Source organism: Agrobacterium sp. NPDC089420 (genome assembly GCF_044900305.1).
In the GTDB taxonomy this organism is placed as follows: Bacteria; Pseudomonadota; Alphaproteobacteria; order Rhizobiales; family Rhizobiaceae; genus Agrobacterium.
The window spans coordinates 152,293-173,826 of record NZ_JBJDMY010000005.1 but is presented as its reverse complement, the minus strand read 5'-3'; the positions used below and the strand labels follow the sequence as shown (position 1 = coordinate 173,826).

Here is a 21,534-nt window from a genome sequence, read left to right as displayed (position 1 = left end):
TTTCGGACGCACTATAGCGTTGAGCGGCAAACAATCGGTTTATAAAATTGCGACCTGCGGATGTCCCGCGGCAAAGTCGCTATCCCTGTTTCTTGGGGCCGGCCATCCATTTGATGATGAGCATGACCGGCAGGATCCACAAAAGCCCGCTCAGCACGAAATAGGCGAGATGGACCCACCAGGGCGACTGCGCCAGCGTCGCCGAGGCGATGGCCGTCGCCGCTACGGCGTAAATGACCACGAGGCAGATGATGACGATGGTGCCGATAAGCGATCTGAGGCGAGGGGGCATGAAATCTTCCATCATTAAATGTCTGCGCGGACTATACCGCCGCGACCGCATGCCGCAAACCCTGAGGCCTTGTTTTGTGGTGCCGGTTGGGGCTAATCAACATGACTGTATGAGGGAGATCTGAAAGATGCGCTCGAGCGGCATGATAATGGCAAACGGTTCTGCGGACATGGTGGTGGTGGCTGCCCTTGAGAAACAGGAGAAGGACCGCCGCCTGCTGCGCATCTGGCTGCGCGTCGTTCTTTTTACGCTCTTCTGTCTCGTCCTCGTCGGCGGCGCCACGCGGCTTACCGAATCCGGTCTGTCGATCACCGAATGGAAGCCGATCCACGGCGCGATTCCGCCGCTTTCCGTGGCAGAATGGGAAGAGGAATTCCAGCTCTACAAGCGCATTCCCCAATATCAGGAAATCAACAAGGGCATGTCGCTTGACGAATTCAAGACGATTTTCTGGTGGGAATGGGCGCATCGCCTGCTTGCCCGCGCCATCGGCCTCATCTTCGCCTTGCCGCTTGCCTTCTTCTGGCTGACCGGCCGTGTCGAAAAGCGCCTGCGCCTGCCCTTGGTCGGCCTTCTGGCGCTTGGCGGCTTTCAGGGCTTCATCGGCTGGTGGATGGTGTCCTCAGGCCTCGTCAACCGCACCGATGTCTCGCAATATCGCCTTGCCACGCATCTGACCATCGCCTGCCTGATCTTCGCGGGCTGCATGTGGATATTGCGCGGCCTGTCGCACCATTCGCCGGAGGCAGCCAATGAAACGACCGGCCGCCGTTTTGCGGCGCTTTTGACCATCCTCTGTCTGTTCCAGATCTATCTCGGCGCGCTGGTGGCGGGGTTGAATGCCGGCCTTTCCTACAATACCTGGCCGCTCATGGACGGCGCATTGGTGCCGGGCGATCTTTTCCTGCAGCAGCCGTGGTGGATCAATCTCTTCGAAAACCCGAAGACCGTGCAGTTCATCCACCGCCTTGGCGCCTATACGCTGTTTGCCGCCACGCTGTGGCATATGGTGTCGATGGCGCGCGCGCTGCCGAATACGCCCCACGCCCGCCGCGCGGTGCTGTTCTTCGTACTCGTATCCATTCAGGCGGCGCTCGGAGTCACCACGCTGCTCATGCATGTGGATATTCATGTGGCACTTGCCCATCAGGGCATGGCGCTGATCGTGCTTGGTTTCGCCGTCGCTCACTGGCGCGGTTTCATTGGCGAATATCCGGCACCCGTTGCGGTCGAAGTCAGGGACTGAGGCAGCTTAGAACTGCGCGAGCACCGCTTTGATGGTGGCCGCGACGACGAGTTCGTTGTCGCGCTCTTCCGCATTGCCGTCCTCTGCGTGCCACGCGGCAGAAAGGCAGCCATAGGCAAAGGCATATTGTAGCAATAGCCGTTCGTCCCGTTGCAGAGCCTTCGCAAAAATCGCCGCCATGGAGGCGATGCGCGCCTCGCTGCGCGTCAGGTCGAAACGGTCGAGCGGATTGGAGAACATGTTGGCGACATCGAGCGCCGCATCGCCGATCAGGCCGGCGGGATCGATGATGATCCAGCCGCGTTCACCGCGCATGATGTTCTCGTGATGCAGATCGCCGTGCAGCGGTTTCACATCCCGCTGCTGGCCGATCAGTTGCTGCGCCAGCGTGGCCGCCTCGATGTAGGGGCTCTCCACGCCGTCAGTACGATCCTGTTCGGCCTTGCGGAACAGGCTCTCGAAATAGAGCGGCAGCGTCAGCAGGCTTGAAGGCGGCGGCTGCTGCGATGGCTGATGATATCTGAGCAGGACATCGGCGGCGATTTCCGTGGTGGCATCGTCGTTGCCGTCGCGAAACAGCACGTCGCGCAGGGTTTCCGTGCCGGCATGTTCCATCAGCAAAATATCGTCGGAGCGGTCGAGCAGCTCCACGCAACCGATACCGGCGCGCCATTCGATGAAATCCGCGCCGCGCAGGCTGTCCTTCAGTACTTTCTTTTTCAGAACCTTGGCGACGGCAAGGGAGCCGTCGCCGCGCGTAAGCTCGTAGACCACCCCGGCCGGCGTGTCGGCAATCTGTTTCGCGGCCTCGATATTCCACGAGGCCGGAAAAGATGGGGCGGCCATGTTCATAAGGAACGTCTCATGCGGACAGCATCAGTTCCATGTTCTGCACGGCAGCACCGGAGGCGCCCTTGCCGAGATTGTCGAGCAGTGCGACGAGGTTGATATGCTCCCCGCCCGGCGTACCGAAGACGAAGAGCTTCATCGTGTCCTTGCCTGCCAGTTCCTCGGCATCGATGCGCGAGAGCCCCTTGCTTTCGGCAATTGGCACCACGCTGACGATATCCTGCCCCGCATAATGGGCGGTCAGCGCCGCATGGATCGTTTCGATGGTCGTGCCTTCCTTCAGGTCGGCGGCAAACAGCGGCACCTGCACGATCATGCCCTGCGGGAAACGCCCGACGGAGGGCGAAAACAGCGGCGCGCGGTCGAGCTGGCCGTGAATGGTCATTTCCGGCACGTGCTTGTGCTTCAGCGTCAGGCCATAAAGGAAATTATTGGCGCTGATGGCGTCATCGCGGCTCTGGTCTTCCATCTGCGCGATCATCTGCTTGCCGCCGCCGGTATAACCGGAAACCGCATTGACGCTGACGGGATAACCATCGGGCAGGATGCCGGCGGCCCGCAGCGGGCGCAGAAGGGCGATCGCGCCGGTCGGGTAGCAGCCCGGATTGGCGACGAGGCGGGCGGAACGAACCTTGTCGCCCTGTTCCTTGTCCATTTCGGCAAAGCCGTAGGCCCAGTCCTGATGGACGCGATAGGCGGTCGAGGTGTCGATGATGCGGACATTGTTGTTGCCGGCCACCATCGAGACGGCTTCCCGGGAAGCATCATCAGGCAGGCAGAGGATCGAAATGTCGGCACTGTTGAGCATATCCTCGCGCATCGCCGCATTACGACGCTCGGCTTCGGGAATGGACAGCAGCTCGATATCGCGGCGACCGGCAAGGCGCGTGCGGATCTGCAGACCCGTGGTGCCGTGTTCGCCATCGATGAAGATCTTCGCTGTCATGTCCTTGTCCTGACTTTTCAAAGGGTTGCGCGTGTACTCGGAATCAGTTTGGCAAGCGCCGTTTTCTCTCTCAGCCGGCCTTGGCCAACCGTTCGGCGCGCAGGCCAAGCATATACATTGCAACGGTGGCTCCGGCAATGGCGGTAATATCCGCATGATCGTAAGCGGGCGCCACCTCCACTACATCGGAGCCGCGAATATCAAGCTGGCCGAGTCCGCGCAGAACCGACAATATCTTGGCGCTGGTCGGTCCGCCGGCGACGGGCGTGCCGGTTCCCGGTGCGAAGGCGGGATCGAGGCAATCGATATCGAAAGTCAGATAGGTGGGCATGCCGCCCGTATGCTTGACGATCAACGAGGCGATGTCGCTCGCCCGCATTTCCTCCACCTCGTAACCGTGGAGAATGCGGATGCCGAAATCCTCCGGCGCATGGGTGCGGATGCCGATCTGGATCGAGCGGTCGGCATCGATCAGCCCGTCGCGCACGGCACGGGCCACGAAGGAGCCGTGGTCGATGCGCTTGCCGTCATCGAACCATGTGTCCTGATGCGCGTCGAACTGCACCAGCGCCAGCGGCCCATGCTTGGCCACATGCGCCTTCAGCAGCGGCCAGGTAATGAAATGATCGCCGCCGAGCGTCAGCAGATAATCCGTTTTGGAGATGATCCGGCGCGCTTCCTTTTCGATCGTGTCAGGCGTTTTCCAGTGGTTGCCGTAATCCAGCAGGCAGTCGCCATAATCGATGGTCGGCATATGGGCGAAGAGATCGCGCGCGAAGGGATATTGCGGATCGTTATCGAAAATCGCCGAGGCGCGGCGGATCGCCTGCGGCCCGAAGCGCGCACCCGGCCGGTTGGAGGTAGCCGCATCGAAGGGAATGCCCCATATGGCCGTCGATACGCCCTTGAGATTCTTGGTATATTTGCGCCGCATGAAGGAGAGGACTCCCGCATGGGTCGGGTCGGTGGCGGCCGATGTCAGGGTCGTCGCGGTAAAGGCATGGTCGATGGTTTTGCTGGGCATTATTTATCGGCCTTTTCGGCAAGATCGGCGAAGTTGCGGATTTTGATCGCTCGGCCGTCGAAACGCGCGACGATTTCAAGTTCGCCACCCATCGCCTCGATAAACCGGCGTAACGTTCCGACATACATATCGGCGCGCTTTTCCAGTTTTGCGACGGAGCTTTGGCCGATATCCAGCGCCTGTGCTATTTCATCCTGCGAGAGCTTTAGCGCCCGGCGCACATCCGCAAGGTCCATTTCCTCTTCCAGCCGGTCTGCTTCTCTTCCTGCCTTAACGCGCGCGTCGTCAGACATCCGGTTACGCAACTGCGCAAAACTGTGCCTACCGCTCATCGTTCTTCTCCTTTTCCAACTCCGCCAGATGCTCGTCATAAAGGTCGTCGGCAATCGGGATCATGCGATCATAAAACCGCTTGTCGCCAGTCTTGTCGCCTCCAATCAGCAGTATCGCCATTCGGCGCGGATCGAAGGCGTAAAAAATCCGCAGCGGCTTGCCTCCGCTCTGGATACGGAGTTCCCGCATATGCGGGTGGCGAGATCCATGAATGCCGCTCGAATATGGAAACGGCAGGCGCGGGCCGCGCTCCTCAAGTTTCTGAACATAGGCGTCGATGCTGATGTGGTCGCTCTCATCAAGCGCCTCCCACCATAATCCGAATTCATTCGTATATTCGACGACATAGTTCATCGGGAAATATTATTCCCTTGAGGGAATAATTCAAGCGATTGCTGTTCAGCGAAATAAAAAAGGCGGAACCGAAGTCCCGCCTTTCGAAGTTCTGAACGAACCGTTCGTAGAAGCGATTAACGCTTGGAGAACTGGAACGAACGGCGGGCCTTGGCCTTGCCGTACTTCTTACGCTCGACGACACGGCTGTCGCGGGTCAGGAAGCCGCCCTTCTTCAGAACGGAGCGCAGGCCCGGTTCGAAGTAGGTGAGGGCCTTGGACAGGCCGTGACGAACGGCACCGGCCTGACCGGACAGACCACCACCGGCAACGGTGGCGATGATGTCGAACTGACCCGTGCGGGCAGCGGCGACGATCGGCTGCTGAAGGATCATCTGCAGAACCGGACGTGCGAAATACGTGGTGAAATCGCGGCCGTTGATGATGATCTTGCCAGAACCGGCCTTTACCCATACGCGGGCGACGGCGTTCTTGCGCTTGCCGGTCGCGTAGGAGCGGCCGAGGGTGTCAACCTTGCGGACATGCACGGGAGCCGAAGCTTCCGAAGCCGGGGCGAGGTCTTTCAGAGAGGAAAGATCGGCCATTATCAGGCGCTCCTTACGTTCTTCTTGTTGAGCGCGGCGACGTCGAGGGCGACCGGCTGCTGTGCTTCGTGCGGGTGGTTGGAACCGGCGTAAACGCGCAGGTTCTTCATCTGGCGACGGCCGAGCGGGCCGCGCGGGATCATGCGCTCGACGGCCTTTTCAACGACGCGCTCCGGGAAGCGGCCCTCGATGATCTGGCGAGCCGTACGCTCCTTGATGCCACCCGGGTGACCGGTGTGCCAGTAGTACTTCTTGTCGGAATACTTCTTGCCGGTGAAGGCGACCTTTTCCGCGTTGATGACGATGACGTTGTCGCCATCATCGACGTGGGGGGTGTAGGTAGCCTTGTGCTTGCCGCGCAGGCGGGTTGCAACGATGGTGGCGAGGCGACCAACAACGAGGCCTTCGGCGTCGATGATGACCCACTTCTTCTCCACCTCAGCGGGCTTCTGAACGAAAGTAGACATTGGTTTCACTTTCTAATGTGGACCCGTCATCCTCCTGTTTGAAAGAGCATACGGGCGTTTCTTGTTGCTTGGTTTGGTTGCCGCGAAGGCAACCGCAAATGACCCTCTTCCGGCTGGAATCCGATCTGGGGCGCTTATACGGTGCGCGAGCGAAGGCGTCAATATGACCGTTTTGGCAGGCTGCAAAAATAACGCAGTAAAAACAAGTGGTTATTTATGTGGTATTATTTTACCCCATGCGGCTGGCCAGTTTTACCCCAGTCGCATCACCAGAACGCCGGCTGCGATGATGCCGCCGGCGAGATAGCGCCAGGGGCTGGCGCGTTCCTTGAGGATCACCACGGAGATCACCAGCGCAAACAGAATGGAGGTTTCCCGCAGCGCTGCGACGACGGCGACGGGGGCCTTGGTCATGGCGTAGAGCGCCAGGCCGTAGGAGAGAATGGAGCCGCCGCCGCCGACCAGTCCCCGCCACCAGTTGCGGCGTACATGCCGTATGACGGGGCTGACGCCGCGCTGGTAAAAGGCGAAGCCGAAAAGCAGCACGGGCGGCAGCAGCGACATCCACAGCGTATAGGAGATGGCATTGCCCGAAAGCCTGGCGCCGACGCCGTCCACAAAGGTGTAGGAGGCGATGACGAAGGCGTTGAGAAGGGCGATCAGGATCGCCTTTCCGCCGCCGCGGCGCGCCTCGAAGGCGAGCGTCAGGATGCCGCCGGAAATGACGACGATGCCGGCCAGCGCGAGCGGGCTTAGAACCTCGCTCAGGAAAAGGCTGCTTGTGGCCGCGACGATGAGCGGCGCCACGCCACGCATCACCGGATAGACAAGGCCGATATCGCCGATCGTGTAGGCGGCGGCGACAAGGCGGAAATAGGCGAATTGCAGCACGGCCGAGGCAATCAGAAAAGGAAGGGCGACCGGAGCGGGCATCGGCAGGAAGGGCAGAAACGGCAAGGAGCAGGCTGCGGCGCCCGCCGCGATCAGCGAGGCATCCAACGACTTGTCGGATCCGGATTTGACCAGCGCATTCCATCCGGCATGCAGGATCGCACCCAGAAGGACCAGAAGAAGAATGTCGATTGTCACAATAGAGACTCGCTCGCAGGCTAATCTGGCGAGCCTATAGCATCGGATTGCAAACCGGAATCCATTTTCAATGGAGACCCGTGGGCGTTGTCGTCATTCGCTGTCCCCTCGGCGATTCCGCGATTACGGCGAAGATGACGCGCGTTAAATTCTGGCTTTATGCATGTCGTGAGGCATCCTGCTTCAAGGATCTATGCCGCTTTGCTCACGATTTCATCCGGGAAGCCTGCGTGCCGCTGTGGGATGCACGGCTTTTGGCGTCGCCGCAGCAGGGAAGTCGTCAAAAAATGCCGCCGTTTCACCGGATATTCACGCTTGGTTCCCGTTTCCGTCGCTGCGGAAAATTGTATTGCGCATGATGCGGAGTCCTTTCATTATTATGAAAATAAATTTCACTGATATGTAAAATAACCAACTGTAACGTTACAGATTTTACAGATGGATTGGTTTGCGCAATAACTTTTTGAAAATTAGATATAGCTAATTAATCGGTGAACGGAATGAAAACAAACAGGAGACGAAGGGCGCATAAAATGCACGCTAATGTTGATTTGGCCGGCTTTCCGGTGCAGATGGGTCATTTTGAAAACTGGATGAAAATACTCAATTCAGCCGTGCACAGGCTATTTTCGTGAAATCATTTTGCGTGGATGAAAAGGCGCTGATCAGGCGATGGCACCGCCGCCGGCATGATTTTTCAAGGCTGGCAGGGGGTTCAAGAGCGTGATGACGCTTCCTAAATGACAATGAGGGCAAGGGATGGCGATGTGCAGATGCGTCCGCGGATTTATGCAGGAAACGCGATGCTCGCGCCGGTCTTTCACGGGGAGCGTCTGCCGGCGTCTCTCAAACGGCGTGGTGCGCCAAAGGGACAAGTTGACATGCAGCATGATACTTACGAACCGGATTATCTCAGAAAAATCCTCACCAATGTCAGGACCATCGCCCTGCTTGGCGCCTCTCCCAACCCGGATCGGCCAAGCCATGGCGTCATGCGGTTCTTATTGTCGAAGGGCTACCGGGTGTTTCCGGTCAATCCCGGCCAGGCGGGCAAGGAGATATTGGGGCAGAAGGTCTATGCGAGGCTCGCCGATATCCCCGAGGCGGTGGACATGATCGATGTTTTCCGCGCGCCGGAATATTTGTCGGCTATCGTCGAAGAGGCGATTTCGCTGCCTGAGAGGCCAAGGGTGATCTGGGGTCAGCTTTCCGTCCGCGATGACAATGCCGCCGCCAAGGCGGAAGCCTACGGTATGGACGTGGTGATGGACCGGTGCCCCGCAATTGAGTATCCGCGTCTCAATATTGCGCGATAGTTGGTACGGATTGGACTTATCATTTGGCGCCAAGGCATTATGATCCCTTCAAAATTCCATTGGAGGAAACATGATGCCGAGCAGCAATCCCGGATTTTCGACGCTGGCCATTCACGCGGGCGCGCAGCCTGATCCGACCACGGGCGCGCGCGCGACGCCAATTTATCAGACGACGGCCTATGCGTTCCGCGATGCCGATCACGCCGCCGCCTTGTTCGGGCTAAAAGAGTTCGGCAATATCTATACCCGCATCATGAATCCCACCCAGGCAGTGCTGGAGGAGCGGGTGGCGGCGCTTGAAGGCGGCACGGCGGCGCTCGCCGTCGCTTCCGGTCATGCGGCGCAATTGCTGGTCTTTCATACGCTGCTGCAGCCCGGTGACAATTTCGTCGCCGCCCGCCAGCTTTATGGCGGCTCGATCAACCAGTTCGGCCACGCCTTCAAGGGCTTCGACTGGCAGGTGCGCTGGGCCGATGCCACCGACCCGGAAAGTTTCGAGGCGCAGATCGATGACCGTACGCGCGCCGTCTTCATCGAAAGCCTCGCCAATCCCGGCGGCACCTTTGTCGATATCGCAGCCATTGCCGATGTCGCCCATCGCCACGGCCTGCCGCTCATCGTCGACAATACCATGGCCAGCCCCTATCTGTTGCGGCCGCTGGAACACGGCGCGGACATCGTTCTGCACTCACTGACGAAATTCCTCGGCGGCCACGGCAATTCCATGGGCGGCATCATCGTCGACGGCGGTACCTTCGACTGGTCGGCGACTGGCCGATATCCGGCGCTGTCGCAGCCGCGGCCGGAATATTCCGGCGTCGTGCTGCACCAGACCTTCGGCAATTTCGCCTTCGCCATCGCCTGCCGCGTGCTTGGCTTGCGTGATCTCGGCCCGGCGATCTCGCCCTTCAACGCCTTCCTCATCCTCACCGGCATAGAGACACTGCCACTGCGCGTTCAGCGCCACTCCGACAACGCGCTCGCCGTCGCCCAGTGGCTGAAGGCGCATCCCAAGGTCGGCTGGGTGCATTATGCGGGCCTTGATGACAGCGACAACCACGCCCTTCAACAGCGTTATTCGCCGAAGGGCGCAGGTTCGGTCTTCACCTTCGGCGTCAAAGGCGGTTATGCCGCCGGCAAGGCGCTGGTAGAGGGGCTGCAGCTCTTCTCTCATCTCGCCAATATCGGCGACACCCGCTCGCTCGTCATCCACCCGGCCTCCACCACCCATGCGCAGCTGACGCCGGAACAGCAGACCGCGGCCGGCGCCGGGCCGGATGTGGTGCGCCTGTCGATCGGCATCGAGGACGTCAAGGACATCATCGCCGATCTTGAACAATCGCTTGCCAATGTCTGAAAGGTTTCGTCGCGCGCGTTTTATGCGCGTGTGAACGCTGCTCATCGGCCTCATGTCATGATCGCGCGGCCGCCGAAACGCCCGGAAAAGGGTGTTTTCGGCGGCCCGCCTGCGTGCAGCCTACGTCTTCTGGAGAGCCTGGATGAACTCCTTTGAAACGGCGCAGGATTTCTCCATGAAGTCGATGATGATTTCGAGTTGCCTCTCGTCATAGTCTCCATAAAGCGCCTCCATCTTTTCCTGAAGCGGCGCGTATATCTGAAACAGCCCGTGTATTTTTTCAGGATCTGGCGTCGCCAGCACGCGCCGGCGATCGGCGGGGTCGGGCAGGCGTTTTATGAAGCCGGCCTTTTCCAGTCGATCCAGCAGCGCAGTCACCGCCCCGGTCGTGAGGCCGGTCGCTTTCGCAAGTTCGCCGGCACTGGCTTGGCCCTGCATCTGAAGGATATCCAGGCACTCCAGATCGGTGGTGTTCAAGCGTGCCTTTGCCGCGATGGCCTGGCTGATGAGCAGGGACTGCGCACTGGCCTGTCGCAGCAGTTCTGTCAATCGCCTGTTGCAGATGTCTCTTGACATTAAAGTATCTCAATAATTAAGAAATATTGGTTATCAAGATAATATGCCGGGCGAGGTTACGCCAGCGGTAAGTTCACCGATCGGGCCTATGGCGTCGAAAAAAAGGAAAATCCGCGCTGCACGGCTTGCGGAAAGGTAAGTGGCGACGATGTTCGAACCGTTGGTTTTCCATGCGATCTTGATTGCCGGTAGTCTTGGCGCCATCGGGCTGGGCGGCGGCATTTACGAGACCCTTCTTGTCGACCCGCTCTGGCCTTCGCGGCCGAAGCTGATCCAGCCGGGGCGGGGCGGGATCAACCGAAAGCTCTTCTGGGGTCCGGCTCACGGGTTGTTCGAGGTGGCTTTGCTTCTGGCTGTCTGGCTGACATGGGCGCAGCCCGGCATTCGGATCTGGATATGGCTGGCACTCGCGGCGCATCTCGCGGCACGAATCTGGTCCTTTACCTATTTCATCCCCATGGCGATCCGGTTTGAGACGGGACGGGCGGGTGACGCTGCGACAGCCTCGAAAGCTGCGACGAAATGGGTGCGATTGAGCCGCTGGCGGCTTCCAATCGAGTTCCTGGCCGTGCTCTTTCTGTTCATCGCGCTTGCGAAATCGGCGGGAAATTGAGGTTGCGCACCGTCGCTTCCAGCGGCGAATCCGCCTAAGACAGAGGGCCTACGCCCCCATCACGAAAGACGTGCCATATGGAAAACCGAACCGGACTGCTTCGAATTGTCAGCCTTTTCCTTGCATTCGGAATTGCGGTCATGGCCGATATACCGGGTGTTGTTCCGCTGCCGAAGGCGCAGGCCGAGGCGGAATATTTCCCCACGCAGCAGGATTTTATCGGAAAATGGAAGCTCACCGGCGCGACCAGCCGTCCGCCGCGCGATATGAAAACCGAGCCGACAGCCCAGCAGGAAGCGGATGCGACACTGTTCCAGGAAACGGTGACGACTTTTTACTCCGCCTTTGATTATCTGGAGATTACGGCTGACGGACGTTACAATTTCCACCAGGCCGGCGATCCGTCTTCTGCCTCATGCGTCTGGTGCGGCACGTGGTCGTTCGACAAGAGTTCGCTCTGGCTCCAGCTCGACACGGCGCCCCGGCTCGATATCTATGCGAAGGAGGGCGACATGCAGATGACCTACACCGCCGAACCCGACGAGACGTCGAGATACAAGTGGCTGGTTTTTGGCTGGACGAAGATCGAGTAAGTCGCATCTTTTCTGATGAGGCACGCAAGTCTTCATCCTTGCTGGCTGGACAGTCAATTTCAAGTTGTTGCTTGAGTTGAAGATGTTTGACGACGCGCTCGCAATCGAGCAAAGCTGTGCTACCAACCACCTTTTACGGACTGGGATACCATGGCGAATTTTCTGTCTTTTGATGATGTCACCGGAGTGGAGCATGGCGCGCCTGCGCCGGAGCGGCTGATATCCGGCGATCCCAGATTCACGACATGGAATCTCGAGGAGGCTCCCGGCGGCATCTATGCCGGCATCTGGCAGTCCACGCCCGGCAAATGGCGGGTGGTCTATGATGAGTGGGAGTATTTCAGCATTCTCGAAGGCCATTCCATCCTGACGGAAGACGGCGGCACGCCGCGCGATCTGAGGCCGGGTGACCGGGTGGTGCTGCGCCCCGGATTCACGGGAACGTGGGAAGTCGTGGAAACCACGCGGAAGGATTACGTCATCCGGCTTTGAGGGTGCCCTACCAGCGAGTCATGACGCCAAGCGGCGCAATTTTTTCGTCGATCGATATCAGGGCCATGTTTTCCAGAATCGATTGCGCTGCGAGGATCCTGTCGAATGGATCGCGGTGTAGGCCCGGCAGCATGGCGCTGCGAACCATATGGGCGCTGTTGATCGGCAGCTCAATAAACCGTTCCTGTGCGATCACACCTGAGAAATCAGGAAGGATCACAGATGCGTCTGGTAAACGGCCACGCGCAAATTTTGTCGCGATTTCCCATGCGGAGGCCGCGCTGACGTAGATATCATTTTCCGGGTCACCGATTATTTCACGGGCATGCAAAGAAAGTTGCTCATGATCACTCAGCCACCAAAGCAAGGCATGAGTATCCAACAAATATTTCATTCCGGCACGAATTCTTTGAGTTCGTCTTCCGTCAACGGTTCGAAAAATTCAGGCCCCACAACGAGCATACCCTTGTAGCGACCCGGAGTACGCCGCTGTCCTGGAGGCGAGACAACCCGCACCGCGTCTTGTGAATGACCTATTGCATCCAGTTCACGCGACAATCTCTCAAGCTTTGCCTCCAGTTCGGAAAAAACTGGCAAAGCGGGCGGTACCATATCCGTTTTCTTCCTCGATTTCGCTGCCAAAACATTTGCCTCAAGATTGTTGGACCAAGATACTTAGCGTATTGCGAAATATGAGAACTACATTACCACGCCAGATCGAGCCGCTCCAGACCATGGAAGTGATAGACGTCCTTCACCTTGGGCGCTTCGGCAATCTTCAGGCCCGGCAGGCGTTTGAAAAGCAGGGGCAGTGCGAGGTTGAGTTCCAGTCTCGCAAGCGGCGCGCCGATGCAGAAATGGATGCCCGCGCCGAAGGAAACGTTGACGCCTTCGTTCCGGTCCGGCTGAAAGGCCAGAGGATCGGAAAATTTCGCCGGATCGAGATTGGCGGCGGCCAGGATGAGGCTGACTTTGTCGCCACGCTTGAACCCGACGCCGTCGATCTCGACCGGTTCCAGAACCCAGCGCTGGAAGATGTGCACCGGCGCGCAGATGCGCAGCGTCTCCTCGACCGTGCGTTCGGTGGCCGTCTCGTCACGGAAGAGGGCCTCGGGAGCGATATCGCTTTCCAGAATGATGCGCACGGAATTCCCGATCTGGTGCACCGTCGCTTCGTGACCGGCGTTCAACAGCACGATGGTGGTGGAGACAAGCTCGTCGTCGGTCAGGTACTGGCCCTTGTGCTCCGTATGGATCATGTGGCTCAGCAGATCGTCCTTCGGCTCGGCCCGTCGCTCGGCGATCACGCTGCGCACATAGTCTGAAAATTCCTGTGCAGCCTTGTCGGCCAGAAGCTCGTCCTCGGGCGTGCGCTTGAACATGTACATGCCGACATAGGCATGGGACCATTTAAGCAGCTGCGGCCCCATCTCCTCGGGAATGCCGATCATGCGGGCGATCATCGTCACGGGAATGACGTCGGCATAGGAGGACAGCAGTTCGGTTTCGCCATCCGCTTGGAAGGCGTCGATCAGGCGGTTGGCGAGCTCCTCGATTTCCGGCTTCATCTTGTCGACATGCCGCGACACGAAGGCGCGGTTGATCAGCGTGCGCAGCCGCGTGTGCTCCGGCGGCTCGAGCTCCAGCAGCGAATGCTGTTCGGCGGCGTCGAAATGCTTCACATGTTCCAGCGGCTCGGCCAGGCCGATTTCCTCATGCAGGATCTGCCGTCCGAAACGGCGGTCGCGCAGAAGCGCGCTGACATGGTCGTAGCCCGTGAAGAACCATTGCCGCTGCTCTTCCCAGTAGAAGGTGGGACATTGCGCGTGCAGGGCGGCATAGACCGGGTTCGGATCGTTGTAAAAGGCCGGATCGCGGGCGTTCAACGAGACACGGCGTGTGGCGGGATCGATTTTCAGGAAAGGAAATGTCGCTGTCATGCCTAACGTCTATTCCGCGCATGGTGCTTTGGGAAGGGCGGGAAAAGACCTTTGCGCGTGTTTTTCCGTCTGTCGCCGCATGGTTGCAGCATCACCGGCAGGCGATGGCGGAGATCCGGTTCAGCGCCGCAACCTGCCGGTCGGCATTGTTGTCCATCGGATTTTCGTCCCGGTCCGGGGCCGGCACGACGACATTTGCCGAATTGACGTGGATGACGGTCCGGTTGCGCCCAGCCTTCTTTGCCGCATAAAGCGCCCGGTCGGCTTCCGTCATCATCGTGTTGAGGTCCGCATCCTTGATCATCGCTTCGGATATGCCGACGCTGGTGGTGACCTCGATGGGTTCGCCGCGCGCGGTGATCTTCGAAAGCCGCAGATTGCCGCGGATAGCCTCCGCCAGCGCCACCGTGCTGGAAGGGCTTTCAACTTCGGCCACCAGCGCGAATTCTTCGCCGCCCATCCTGACGAAAAGCCCGCGGTCGCCGATCGCCTTCTGCGCGAGATTGCAGAAATGCACCAGTACCGCATCGCCCGACTGATGGCCGTATTTGTCGTTGATCTTCTTGAAATGATCGATATCGAACAGCACCAGCGCCACATAGCGGCTGGAGGCCGGCGACCGTTTTTTGACATGCTCGAACTCTTCGAGAAGGCCGCGCCGGTTCAGAACGCCGGTGAGATGGTCGGTCATGGCGAGCCGCTGGAGACGTTTTTCGCTGTCGTCCATGATGATCCTGGCGCTGATCATGATGATGATCGTGAAGCCGAGAATGCCCGAAAAGGCAAGCGGCGAGGTCAGCGCGATGGCCTTCGGAGACGTCATGTCGCTAGGGATGACGACAAAGGCGACAACGGCGCCGAAAAGCGCCTGCAAAACGAAGGTGACGGCAAGGGCCTTGCGGCTGAGCGAAGCCCGCCTTCCGTTCGCCAGGACAACGCTGGCCAGCATCACATAACCGACCGCCGCGCAGCCGTGATAAAGCAGGATGCGCGAGGCCATGCTTTCCCGGACAGGCGCGATGAACATGCCCGCCACCCACAGAAGCGCCGGTATGGCGATCCAGCCGCCGAGCCTGCGTTGCTCGAAGGACAGGAGGCCGGCCAGCCAGAAGCCGAAGGCGGAAAGCGCAAGCGTGTTGCCGACCTCGATCGACAGGAAGGCGGGAATGTCGCCGCGCAGCGCCACCATCACCGTTCCGACGCCCGTGGCGACGAAACCGGCGGCGAAATAGAGATTGTGCCGGCGGGAAGGGCGGTGTAGCCACAGCGTCCCCAAAAGGGCGGCGAGGGTGAGCGTTTCCGACGCCCAAAGCAGCATGCCCGTCTTTGCATCCAGCATTGCAAAATCCTATCTGCGCTATCATGCCGTAAAAGCGGGGTCTGCGGCACGATGTGCGCAATGCCCGCGGGAATTGTTGAGATGCCATGTCGCCCGAACGAGGCGCCCGTTCCCTGACGGGAACCGGAAATTCGCCGCACAGTATCAGCAGTAAATCCCTAACGAGTTCTTGCCGGTGAGAAGTTATATCTGTGCATGAACCGGCGTTTTTGCACTTGCGGACGGTTTCCATGAAAAATGATGCCGGTGACCGGATGCAGCCCGGGACCCGCCGCCCGGTTTAAGAACGCCCCCGAACGGGGCGGCAAGGGCCTGCAATCGCTGTTGAGCCGTTAAGGATATGCGGCTTCGTGTCTTGAAGTACGGGGCAGGGACACTCTATGTAGGGAGAATGAAGGTTAGAAGTGATTCCGGAGCGTTTTTCGCGAAGGGCAGAGTTTGACAAAGGACGGACATGAAAAATCCAGTTGATACCGCCATGGCTCTGGTGCCGATGGTCGTTGAGCAGACCAATCGCGGCGAACGCTCCTACGACATATTTTCCCGTCTTCTCAAGGAACGCATCATTTTCCTCACCGGTCCGGTGGAAGACCAGATGGCCTCGCTCGTCTGCGCGCAGCTGCTTTTCCTCGAGGCTGAAAATCCGAAGAAGGAAATCGCGCTCTATATCAATTCGCCGGGCGGCGTCGTGACCGCCGGCATGGCGATCTACGATACGATGCAGTTCATCCGCCCCGCTGTCTCGACGCTTTGCGTCGGCCAGGCCGCATCCATGGGCTCGCTGCTTCTGGCCGCCGGCGAAAAGGGAATGCGTTTCGCCACCCCGAACGCCCGCATCATGGTGCACCAGCCGTCCGGCGGTTTCCAGGGGCAGGCGTCGGATATCGAGCGCCATGCCCGCGACATCATCAAGATGAAGCGCCGCCTCAATGAAGTCTACGTGAAGCACACGGGCCGCACGCTCGAAGAGGTTGAAAAAACCCTTGATCGCGACCACTTCATGGATGCAGACGAGGCGAAGGACTGGGGCGTGATCGACAAGATCCTGACCTCGCGCCAGGAAATCGAGGGCGCCGCCGCGAATTGAGGCGCGCCGCTTTCTGACGTTTGTTTGACCCCGCAAAAGTAATTTCGGGGCTTTCAACCGCAGCAGAAAGCGATATTAGTATATATAAAGGCTATGTTGAATTTTTATGACGCGGCCTTTGGTTTGATGGGGAATTCGTTGCAGCCGGTTGTCAGCTCCTGTATCTGATACGGCTAGTACCCCGGGAAACGAGGCGGATACGGCAATGCACCCCAAGGCGGGCCGTATCTGCGGGCGGTAAGTTGACCGCGATCCGTTTGGCGGACCTGCGGCGTGCTGGAAGGAAAGAGATATGAGCAAAGTCAGCGGCAGCAACGGCGGCGACTCTAAGAATACACTCTATTGTTCATTCTGCGGCAAGAGCCAGCACGAAGTCCGGAAACTCATTGCCGGACCGACGGTATTCATCTGCGATGAATGCGTCGAATTGTGCATGGACATCATCCGCGAGGAGAACAAGACGTCGATGGTGAAGTCGCGCGAGGGTGTTCCCACCCCGCAGGATATCATCAAGATCCTCGACGAATATGTCATCGGTCAGAAGCAGGCAAAGAAGATTCTGTCGGTGGCCGTTCACAACCACTACAAGCGCCTCGCGCACGCCTCCAAGAACGGCGATGTCGAGCTGGCGAAATCGAACATCATGCTCGTCGGTCCGACGGGCTGCGGCAAGACCTATCTTGCCCAGACGCTCGCCCGCATCATCGACGTTCCCTTCACCATGGCGGATGCAACGACGCTGACCGAAGCCGGTTATGTCGGTGAGGACGTGGAAAACATCATCCTGAAGCTGCTTCAGGCTGCGGATTACAATGTCGAGCGCGCCCAGCGCGGCATCGTCTATATCGACGAGGTCGACAAGATTTCCCGCAAGTCCGACAACCCGTCCATCACGCGCGACGTGTCGGGCGAGGGCGTCCAGCAGGCGCTTCTGAAGATCATGGAAGGCACGGTCGCTTCCGTTCCGCCGCAGGGCGGCCGCAAGCATCCGCAGCAGGAGTTCCTGCAGGTGGATACGACCAACATCCTGTTCATCTGCGGCGGCGCCTTTGCCGGCCTCGACAAGATCATCTCGGCCCGTGGTGAAAAGACCTCGATCGGCTTCGGTGCGACCGTCAAGGCGGAAGACGATCGTCGTGTGGGCGAAGTGCTGCGCGAGCTGGAGCCGGAAGATCTGGTGAAATTCGGCCTCATCCCGGAATTCATCGGCCGTCTGCCCGTTCTCGCAACGCTGGAAGACCTTGATGAGGATGCGCTGATCCAGATCCTGTCCGAGCCGAAGAACGCGCTCGTCAAGCAGTATCAGCGCCTGTTCGAGATGGAAGATGTGGAACTGACCTTCCACGAGGATGCGCTGCGCGAAATCGCCCGCAAGGCGATCACCCGCAGGACCGGCGCCCGTGGTCTGCGCTCGATCATGGAGAAGATCCTGCTCGACACCATGTTTGAACTGCCGACGCTGGAAGGCGTGCGCGAAGTGGTCATTTCCGACGAGGTCGTCAGCGGCCTTGCGCGTCCGCTCTACATCTATGCGGACCGTCAGGAAGAAAAGACCAACGTTTCGGCGTGACCGGCTGGCCTAATACTTTGATGATGTCACAAGGCCCGCATCCGTGCGGGCCTTTTCATTGTCTGCGGGGCATGAAACTTGCGCCGAACTTGGTGAAGCCCGATTTTGCGTTTGGAGCGGATTGCGCTTTGCTGATAAAGTCTTACAACTGATTTGCAGCGCGATATGACGGAAATGTGAATTCCCGTCGGCGACCCGGTTCCCATGTCCTTCGGGATAACCGGAAATGTCGGGAGTACTAGCCGGCGCTGGGTTTTGTTGAATTTCACGGTCTTGCCGCATCGCGGGACCGTCTGTTCCGGCGACTTGAAATCGGTGTTTTGAAACTCCACTTTCAGTCTCGAGAAATGAATGTGCCGGATGCCCCAAGCTCACCCGGCAAAGTGTCCCGAAAGGGACCATGGAAAGGAAATGATATGACGAACATCACGTCTGCGGCATCTGGCGGCACCTATCCGGTGCTTCCCCTGCGCGACATTGTCGTTTTCCCGCATATGATCGTTCCCCTGTTCGTCGGGCGGGAAAAATCCATCCGCGCGCTCGAGGAAGTCATGGGCTCGGACAAGCAGATCATGCTTGTCACCCAGATCAACGCCAGCGACGATGATCCGGCGCCGGAAGCCATCCACAAGGTCGGCACGGTCGCCAATGTGCTGCAGCTTCTGAAGCTTCCCGACGGCACCGTGAAGGTGCTGGTGGAGGGCAAGGGCCGTGCGCAGATCGACAGCTATACCGGCCGCGAGGATTTCTACGAAGCCTCTGCGACGCCGCTGCAGGAACCCGCCGAAGATCCGGTCGAGATCGAGGCGCTGTCGCGTTCGGTCGTGTCGGAATTCGAGAGCTATGTGAAGCTCAACAAGAAGATTTCGCCCGAGGTTGTCGGCGCTGCCGGCCAGATCGACGATTATTCGAAGCTGGCCGACACGGTCGCTTCGCACCTGTCGATCAAGATCACCGAAAAGCAGGAAATGCTGGAAACCGTCAGCGTCAAGCAGCGGCTTGAAAAGGCGCTCGGCTTCATGGAAGGCGAAATTTCCGTGCTCCAGGTCGAAAAGCGCATCCGCTCGCGCGTCAAGCGCCAGATGGAGAAGACCCAGCGCGAATATTACCTGAACGAGCAGATGAAGGCGATCCAGAAGGAACTCGGCGACGGCGAGGACGGCCGCGACGAGATGGCCGAGCTGGAAGAGCGCATCGCCAAGACCAAGCTTTCCAAGGAGGCCAAGGAAAAGGCCGAAGCGGAAATGAAGAAGCTTCGCCAGATGAGCCCGATGTCCGCGGAAGCGACCGTCGTGCGCAACTATCTGGACTGGCTGCTGGGCCTGCCCTGGGGCAAGAAGTCGAAGATCAAGACCGATCTCAACGCCGCCGAAAAAATCCTCGATCAGGATCATTTCGGTCTGGACAAGGTCAAGGAACGCATCGTCGAGTACCTGGCGGTACAGGCGCGCGCAACCAAGATCCGTGGACCCATCCTGTGCCTCGTCGGCCCGCCCGGCGTCGGCAAGACCTCGCTCGCCAAGTCGATCGCCAAGGCGACCGGCCGCGAATATGTCCGCATGGCGCTGGGCGGCGTGCGTGACGAGGCGGAAATCCGCGGTCACCGCCGCACCTATATCGGCTCCATGCCGGGCAAGATCGTGCAGTCGATGAAGAAGGCCAAGAAGGCGAACCCGCTCTTCCTGCTCGACGAAATCGACAAGATGGGCATGGATTTCCGTGGCGACCCGTCTTCGGCGCTGCTCGAGGTGCTCGATCCGGAACAGAACTCCACCTTCATGGACCATTATCTTGAAGTGGAATACGACCTGTCCGACGTGATGTTCGTGACCACGGCCAACACGCTGAACATTCCGGGTCCGTTGATGGACCGCATGGAAGTGATCCGCATCGCCGGTTACACGGAAGACGAAAAGCGCGAAATCGCCAAGCGTCACCTGTTGCCCAAGGCGATCAAGGAACATGCCCTGCGTCCGGAAGAGTTCTCGGTCACCGACGAGGCCCTGATGGTGGTGATCCAGCAATACACCCGCGAGGCGGGCGTGCGCAGCTTCGAACGCGAGCTGATGAAGCTGGCGCGCAAGGCTGTCACCGAGATCATCAAGGGCAAGGTCAAGTCCGTGGAAGTCACCGCTGCCAACGTGCCGGATTATCTGGGCGTTCCGCGGTTCCGCCATGGCGAGGCCGAACGCGAGGACCAGGTGGGCGTCGTCACGGGTCTCGCCTGGACGGAAGTCGGCGGTGAGCTGCTCACCATCGAAGGCGTGATGATGCCGGGCAAGGGCCGCATGACGGTCACCGGCAACCTCAAGGAAGTGATGAAGGAATCCATTTCGGCGGCGGCATCTTACGTCCGTTCGCGCGCCGTGGACTTCGGCATCGAACCGCCGCGCTTCGACAAGAGCGACATCCACGTCCACGTTCCGGAAGGTGCTACCCCGAAGGACGGACCGTCCGCCGGCGTTGCCATGGCCACCGCCATCGTCTCGATCATGACCGGCATTCCGGTCTCCAAGGATGTGGCGATGACCGGCGAGATCACCCTGCGTGGTCGCGTGCTGCCGATCGGCGGCCTGAAGGAAAAGCTGCTTGCGGCTCTGCGCGGCGGCATCAGGAAGGTGCTGATCCCGGAAGAAAACGCCAAGGACTTGGCGGAGATTCCGGACAATGTGAAGAACGAGATGGAGATCATCCCGGTTTCGCGCATGGGAGAGGTGATCGAACACGCCCTCATCCGCAAGCCGGAACCCATCGAGTGGGATGGCAGCATCGAGACGCCGGTGATCGCCACGGTCGAAGGTGTCGATGACGGCAGCCAGACCATCGCGCATTGATCGCCACATCGGTGCGGGGACGGAATCGGTTTCCGCAAAGCCTGATGCATAGAATCAATGTGTTAGGCGCCATGGGCCGCATGCGGGATATGAACCCGCGCAAGTGATGCCAAATTGGCACGATTTTGGGAAAGGCCGGCAGAAATGTCGGCCTTTTTTGTGAAAAAAATCTCAGACCCCTTGTTTTTCAGGCGATTCCAGCGCTTTTGAGTTGCTGCGCGCGGATGCGAACGTATTCTGCGCCGGCTTAATTTGAGTCGTTTCAAACCATTGAAAGGGGTGGAAACATGAACAAGAACGAGCTCGTCTCTGCTGTTGCCGAAAAGGCTGGTCTCACGAAGGCAGATGCTGCTTCCGCTGTTGATGCCGTATTCGAAACCGTACAGAGCGAACTGAAGAACGGTGGCGACATCCGCCTCGCCGGCTTCGGCAGCTTCTCCGTCAGCCGTCGTGAAGCCTCCAAGGGCCGTAACCCTTCCACGGGTGCTGAAGTCGATATCCCGGCTCGCAACGTGCCGAAGTTCTCCGCAGGCAAGGGCCTGAAGGACGCCGTCAACTCGTAAGGTTTCCGGAAGGCCGTGACGCCCGGCGGCGGGCGGACGGCTTTTCAGGTTCACGAGGAAGCATGTTTTG

Annotated in this window: 25 protein-coding genes; 11 read left to right on the top strand and 14 right to left on the bottom strand. The window is 59.2% G+C overall.

All coding sequences use genetic code 11. The annotated features are described in order from the left end of the window. Window positions 1-79: 79 nt before the first annotated feature. On the bottom strand, window positions 80-292 hold the full coding sequence (locus ACI2KA_RS09800; RefSeq protein ID WP_404501491.1) for a DUF2842 domain-containing protein: 213 nt from the start codon (window positions 290-292) through the stop codon (window positions 80-82). Between the two features lie 142 nt (window positions 293-434). Between ACI2KA_RS09800 and ACI2KA_RS09795 the strand changes: the two genes are divergently transcribed. Continuing rightward, a complete protein-coding gene (locus ACI2KA_RS09795) occupies window positions 435-1,538 on the top strand; it encodes a COX15/CtaA family protein (protein ID WP_404501908.1) in 1,104 nt (367 codons plus the stop codon). A gap of 6 nt (window positions 1,539-1,544) precedes the next feature. Here ACI2KA_RS09795 and ACI2KA_RS09790 read toward each other — a convergent pair whose 3' ends face one another. The 8 genes from ACI2KA_RS09790 to ACI2KA_RS09755 all read right to left on the bottom strand — a co-directional run bounded on the left by ACI2KA_RS09790 (window position 1,545) and on the right by ACI2KA_RS09755 (window position 7,184). After that, window positions 1,545-2,390: an aminoglycoside phosphotransferase family protein gene (locus tag ACI2KA_RS09790; RefSeq protein WP_404501489.1), complete on the bottom strand. Its 846-nt coding sequence runs from the start codon at window positions 2,388-2,390 to the stop codon at window positions 1,545-1,547. A 10-nt stretch (window positions 2,391-2,400) separates the two neighbouring features. Then, window positions 2,401-3,333, bottom strand: a complete 933-nt coding sequence (gene argC, locus ACI2KA_RS09785; protein WP_404501487.1) for an N-acetyl-gamma-glutamyl-phosphate reductase — start codon at window positions 3,331-3,333, stop codon at window positions 2,401-2,403. Window positions 3,334-3,403: 70 nt separating this feature from the next. Next, window positions 3,404-4,357, bottom strand: a complete 954-nt coding sequence (gene speB / locus ACI2KA_RS09780) for an agmatinase (protein ID WP_404501485.1) — start codon at window positions 4,355-4,357, stop codon at window positions 3,404-3,406. After that, window positions 4,357-4,689, bottom strand: coding sequence for an XRE family transcriptional regulator (locus ACI2KA_RS09775; RefSeq protein WP_404501483.1), 333 nt, complete (start codon window positions 4,687-4,689; stop codon window positions 4,357-4,359). Before ACI2KA_RS09775 ends, speB begins: the two co-directional genes overlap by 1 nt. Beyond that, complete coding sequence (locus tag ACI2KA_RS09770) at window positions 4,679-5,044, bottom strand: type II toxin-antitoxin system RelE/ParE family toxin (RefSeq protein ID WP_404501481.1); 366 nt, start codon at window positions 5,042-5,044, stop codon at window positions 4,679-4,681. The genes ACI2KA_RS09775 and ACI2KA_RS09770 overlap by 11 nt, the downstream gene beginning before the upstream one ends. Window positions 5,045-5,160: 116 nt before the next feature. After that, window positions 5,161-5,628, bottom strand: coding sequence for a 30S ribosomal protein S9 (gene rpsI, locus ACI2KA_RS09765; protein WP_003521540.1), 468 nt, complete (start codon window positions 5,626-5,628; stop codon window positions 5,161-5,163). A gap of 2 nt (window positions 5,629-5,630) precedes the next feature. Continuing rightward, complete coding sequence (gene rplM, locus ACI2KA_RS09760; protein ID WP_404501479.1) at window positions 5,631-6,095, bottom strand: 50S ribosomal protein L13; 465 nt, start codon at window positions 6,093-6,095, stop codon at window positions 5,631-5,633. Between the two features lie 252 nt (window positions 6,096-6,347). Next, complete coding sequence (locus ACI2KA_RS09755; RefSeq protein WP_404501477.1) at window positions 6,348-7,184, bottom strand: EamA family transporter; 837 nt, start codon at window positions 7,182-7,184, stop codon at window positions 6,348-6,350. An 80-nt stretch (window positions 7,185-7,264) separates the two neighbouring features. Here ACI2KA_RS09755 and ACI2KA_RS09750 point away from each other — a divergent pair, with 80 nt between their 5' ends. The 3 genes from ACI2KA_RS09750 to ACI2KA_RS09740 all read left to right on the top strand — a co-directional run bounded on the left by ACI2KA_RS09750 (window position 7,265) and on the right by ACI2KA_RS09740 (window position 9,857). Beyond that, window positions 7,265-7,543 carry a hypothetical protein gene (locus ACI2KA_RS09750; protein ID WP_404501475.1) on the top strand — a complete coding sequence of 93 codons (279 nt, stop codon included), beginning with the start codon at window positions 7,265-7,267 and terminating at the stop codon, window positions 7,541-7,543. A 522-nt stretch (window positions 7,544-8,065) separates the two neighbouring features. Then, window positions 8,066-8,500: a CoA-binding protein gene (locus ACI2KA_RS09745; protein WP_404501473.1), complete on the top strand. Its 435-nt coding sequence runs from the start codon at window positions 8,066-8,068 to the stop codon at window positions 8,498-8,500. Window positions 8,501-8,573: 73 nt separating this feature from the next. Beyond that, entirely contained in the window at window positions 8,574-9,857 is a 1,284-nt protein-coding gene (locus tag ACI2KA_RS09740) for an O-acetylhomoserine aminocarboxypropyltransferase (RefSeq protein WP_404501471.1), read from the top strand. A 120-nt stretch (window positions 9,858-9,977) separates the two neighbouring features. Here the strand turns inward: ACI2KA_RS09740 and ACI2KA_RS09735 are convergent, their stop codons facing one another. Then, the gene (locus ACI2KA_RS09735; protein WP_404501469.1) at window positions 9,978-10,406 is read right to left on the bottom strand and encodes a MarR family winged helix-turn-helix transcriptional regulator; all 429 of its coding nucleotides are present in this window, start codon (window positions 10,404-10,406) and stop codon (window positions 9,978-9,980) included. Window positions 10,407-10,581: 175 nt separating this feature from the next. Between ACI2KA_RS09735 and ACI2KA_RS09730 the strand changes: the two genes are divergently transcribed. The 3 genes from ACI2KA_RS09730 (at window position 10,582) to ACI2KA_RS09720 (ending at window position 12,131) form a co-directional block, all read left to right on the top strand. Further along, window positions 10,582-11,046 carry a hypothetical protein gene (locus ACI2KA_RS09730; protein ID WP_404501906.1) on the top strand — a complete coding sequence of 155 codons (465 nt, stop codon included), beginning with the start codon at window positions 10,582-10,584 and terminating at the stop codon, window positions 11,044-11,046. Window positions 11,047-11,123: 77 nt separating this feature from the next. Further along, complete coding sequence (locus ACI2KA_RS09725; protein WP_404501467.1) at window positions 11,124-11,639, top strand: hypothetical protein; 516 nt, start codon at window positions 11,124-11,126, stop codon at window positions 11,637-11,639. A gap of 150 nt (window positions 11,640-11,789) precedes the next feature. Further along, window positions 11,790-12,131 carry a cupin domain-containing protein gene (locus ACI2KA_RS09720; protein ID WP_404501465.1) on the top strand — a complete coding sequence of 114 codons (342 nt, stop codon included), beginning with the start codon at window positions 11,790-11,792 and terminating at the stop codon, window positions 12,129-12,131. Between the two features lie 7 nt (window positions 12,132-12,138). Here ACI2KA_RS09720 and ACI2KA_RS09715 read toward each other — a convergent pair whose 3' ends face one another. From ACI2KA_RS09715 to ACI2KA_RS09700, 4 genes are all read right to left on the bottom strand, one after another. Next, window positions 12,139-12,525, bottom strand: coding sequence for a type II toxin-antitoxin system VapC family toxin (locus ACI2KA_RS09715; protein WP_404501463.1), 387 nt, complete (start codon window positions 12,523-12,525; stop codon window positions 12,139-12,141). After that, on the bottom strand, window positions 12,522-12,773 hold the full coding sequence (locus ACI2KA_RS09710; protein WP_404501461.1) for a hypothetical protein: 252 nt from the start codon (window positions 12,771-12,773) through the stop codon (window positions 12,522-12,524). Before ACI2KA_RS09710 ends, ACI2KA_RS09715 begins: the two co-directional genes overlap by 4 nt. Window positions 12,774-12,835: 62 nt before the next feature. After that, window positions 12,836-14,071, bottom strand: a complete 1,236-nt coding sequence (locus tag ACI2KA_RS09705) for a cytochrome P450 (RefSeq protein WP_404501459.1) — start codon at window positions 14,069-14,071, stop codon at window positions 12,836-12,838. A gap of 91 nt (window positions 14,072-14,162) precedes the next feature. Beyond that, window positions 14,163-15,410, bottom strand: coding sequence for a diguanylate cyclase (locus ACI2KA_RS09700; RefSeq protein ID WP_404501457.1), 1,248 nt, complete (start codon window positions 15,408-15,410; stop codon window positions 14,163-14,165). 454 nt (window positions 15,411-15,864) lie between these two features. Between ACI2KA_RS09700 and clpP the strand changes: the two genes are divergently transcribed. The 4 genes from clpP (at window position 15,865) to hupB (ending at window position 21,464) form a co-directional block, all read left to right on the top strand. Next, window positions 15,865-16,497 carry an ATP-dependent Clp endopeptidase proteolytic subunit ClpP gene (gene clpP / locus ACI2KA_RS09695; RefSeq protein WP_003521529.1) on the top strand — a complete coding sequence of 211 codons (633 nt, stop codon included), beginning with the start codon at window positions 15,865-15,867 and terminating at the stop codon, window positions 16,495-16,497. A 292-nt stretch (window positions 16,498-16,789) separates the two neighbouring features. After that, window positions 16,790-18,067 (top strand): ATP-dependent Clp protease ATP-binding subunit ClpX, encoded by a 1,278-nt coding sequence (clpX, locus tag ACI2KA_RS09690; RefSeq protein ID WP_404501455.1) that lies wholly within the window; start codon window positions 16,790-16,792, stop codon window positions 18,065-18,067. 416 nt (window positions 18,068-18,483) lie between these two features. Further along, on the top strand, window positions 18,484-20,901 hold the full coding sequence (gene lon / locus ACI2KA_RS09685; protein ID WP_404501453.1) for an endopeptidase La: 2,418 nt from the start codon (window positions 18,484-18,486) through the stop codon (window positions 20,899-20,901). 287 nt (window positions 20,902-21,188) lie between these two features. Next, window positions 21,189-21,464, top strand: coding sequence for a DNA-binding protein HupB (gene hupB / locus ACI2KA_RS09680; RefSeq protein WP_003502360.1), 276 nt, complete (start codon window positions 21,189-21,191; stop codon window positions 21,462-21,464). The last annotated feature ends 70 nt before the right edge of the window (window positions 21,465-21,534 follow it).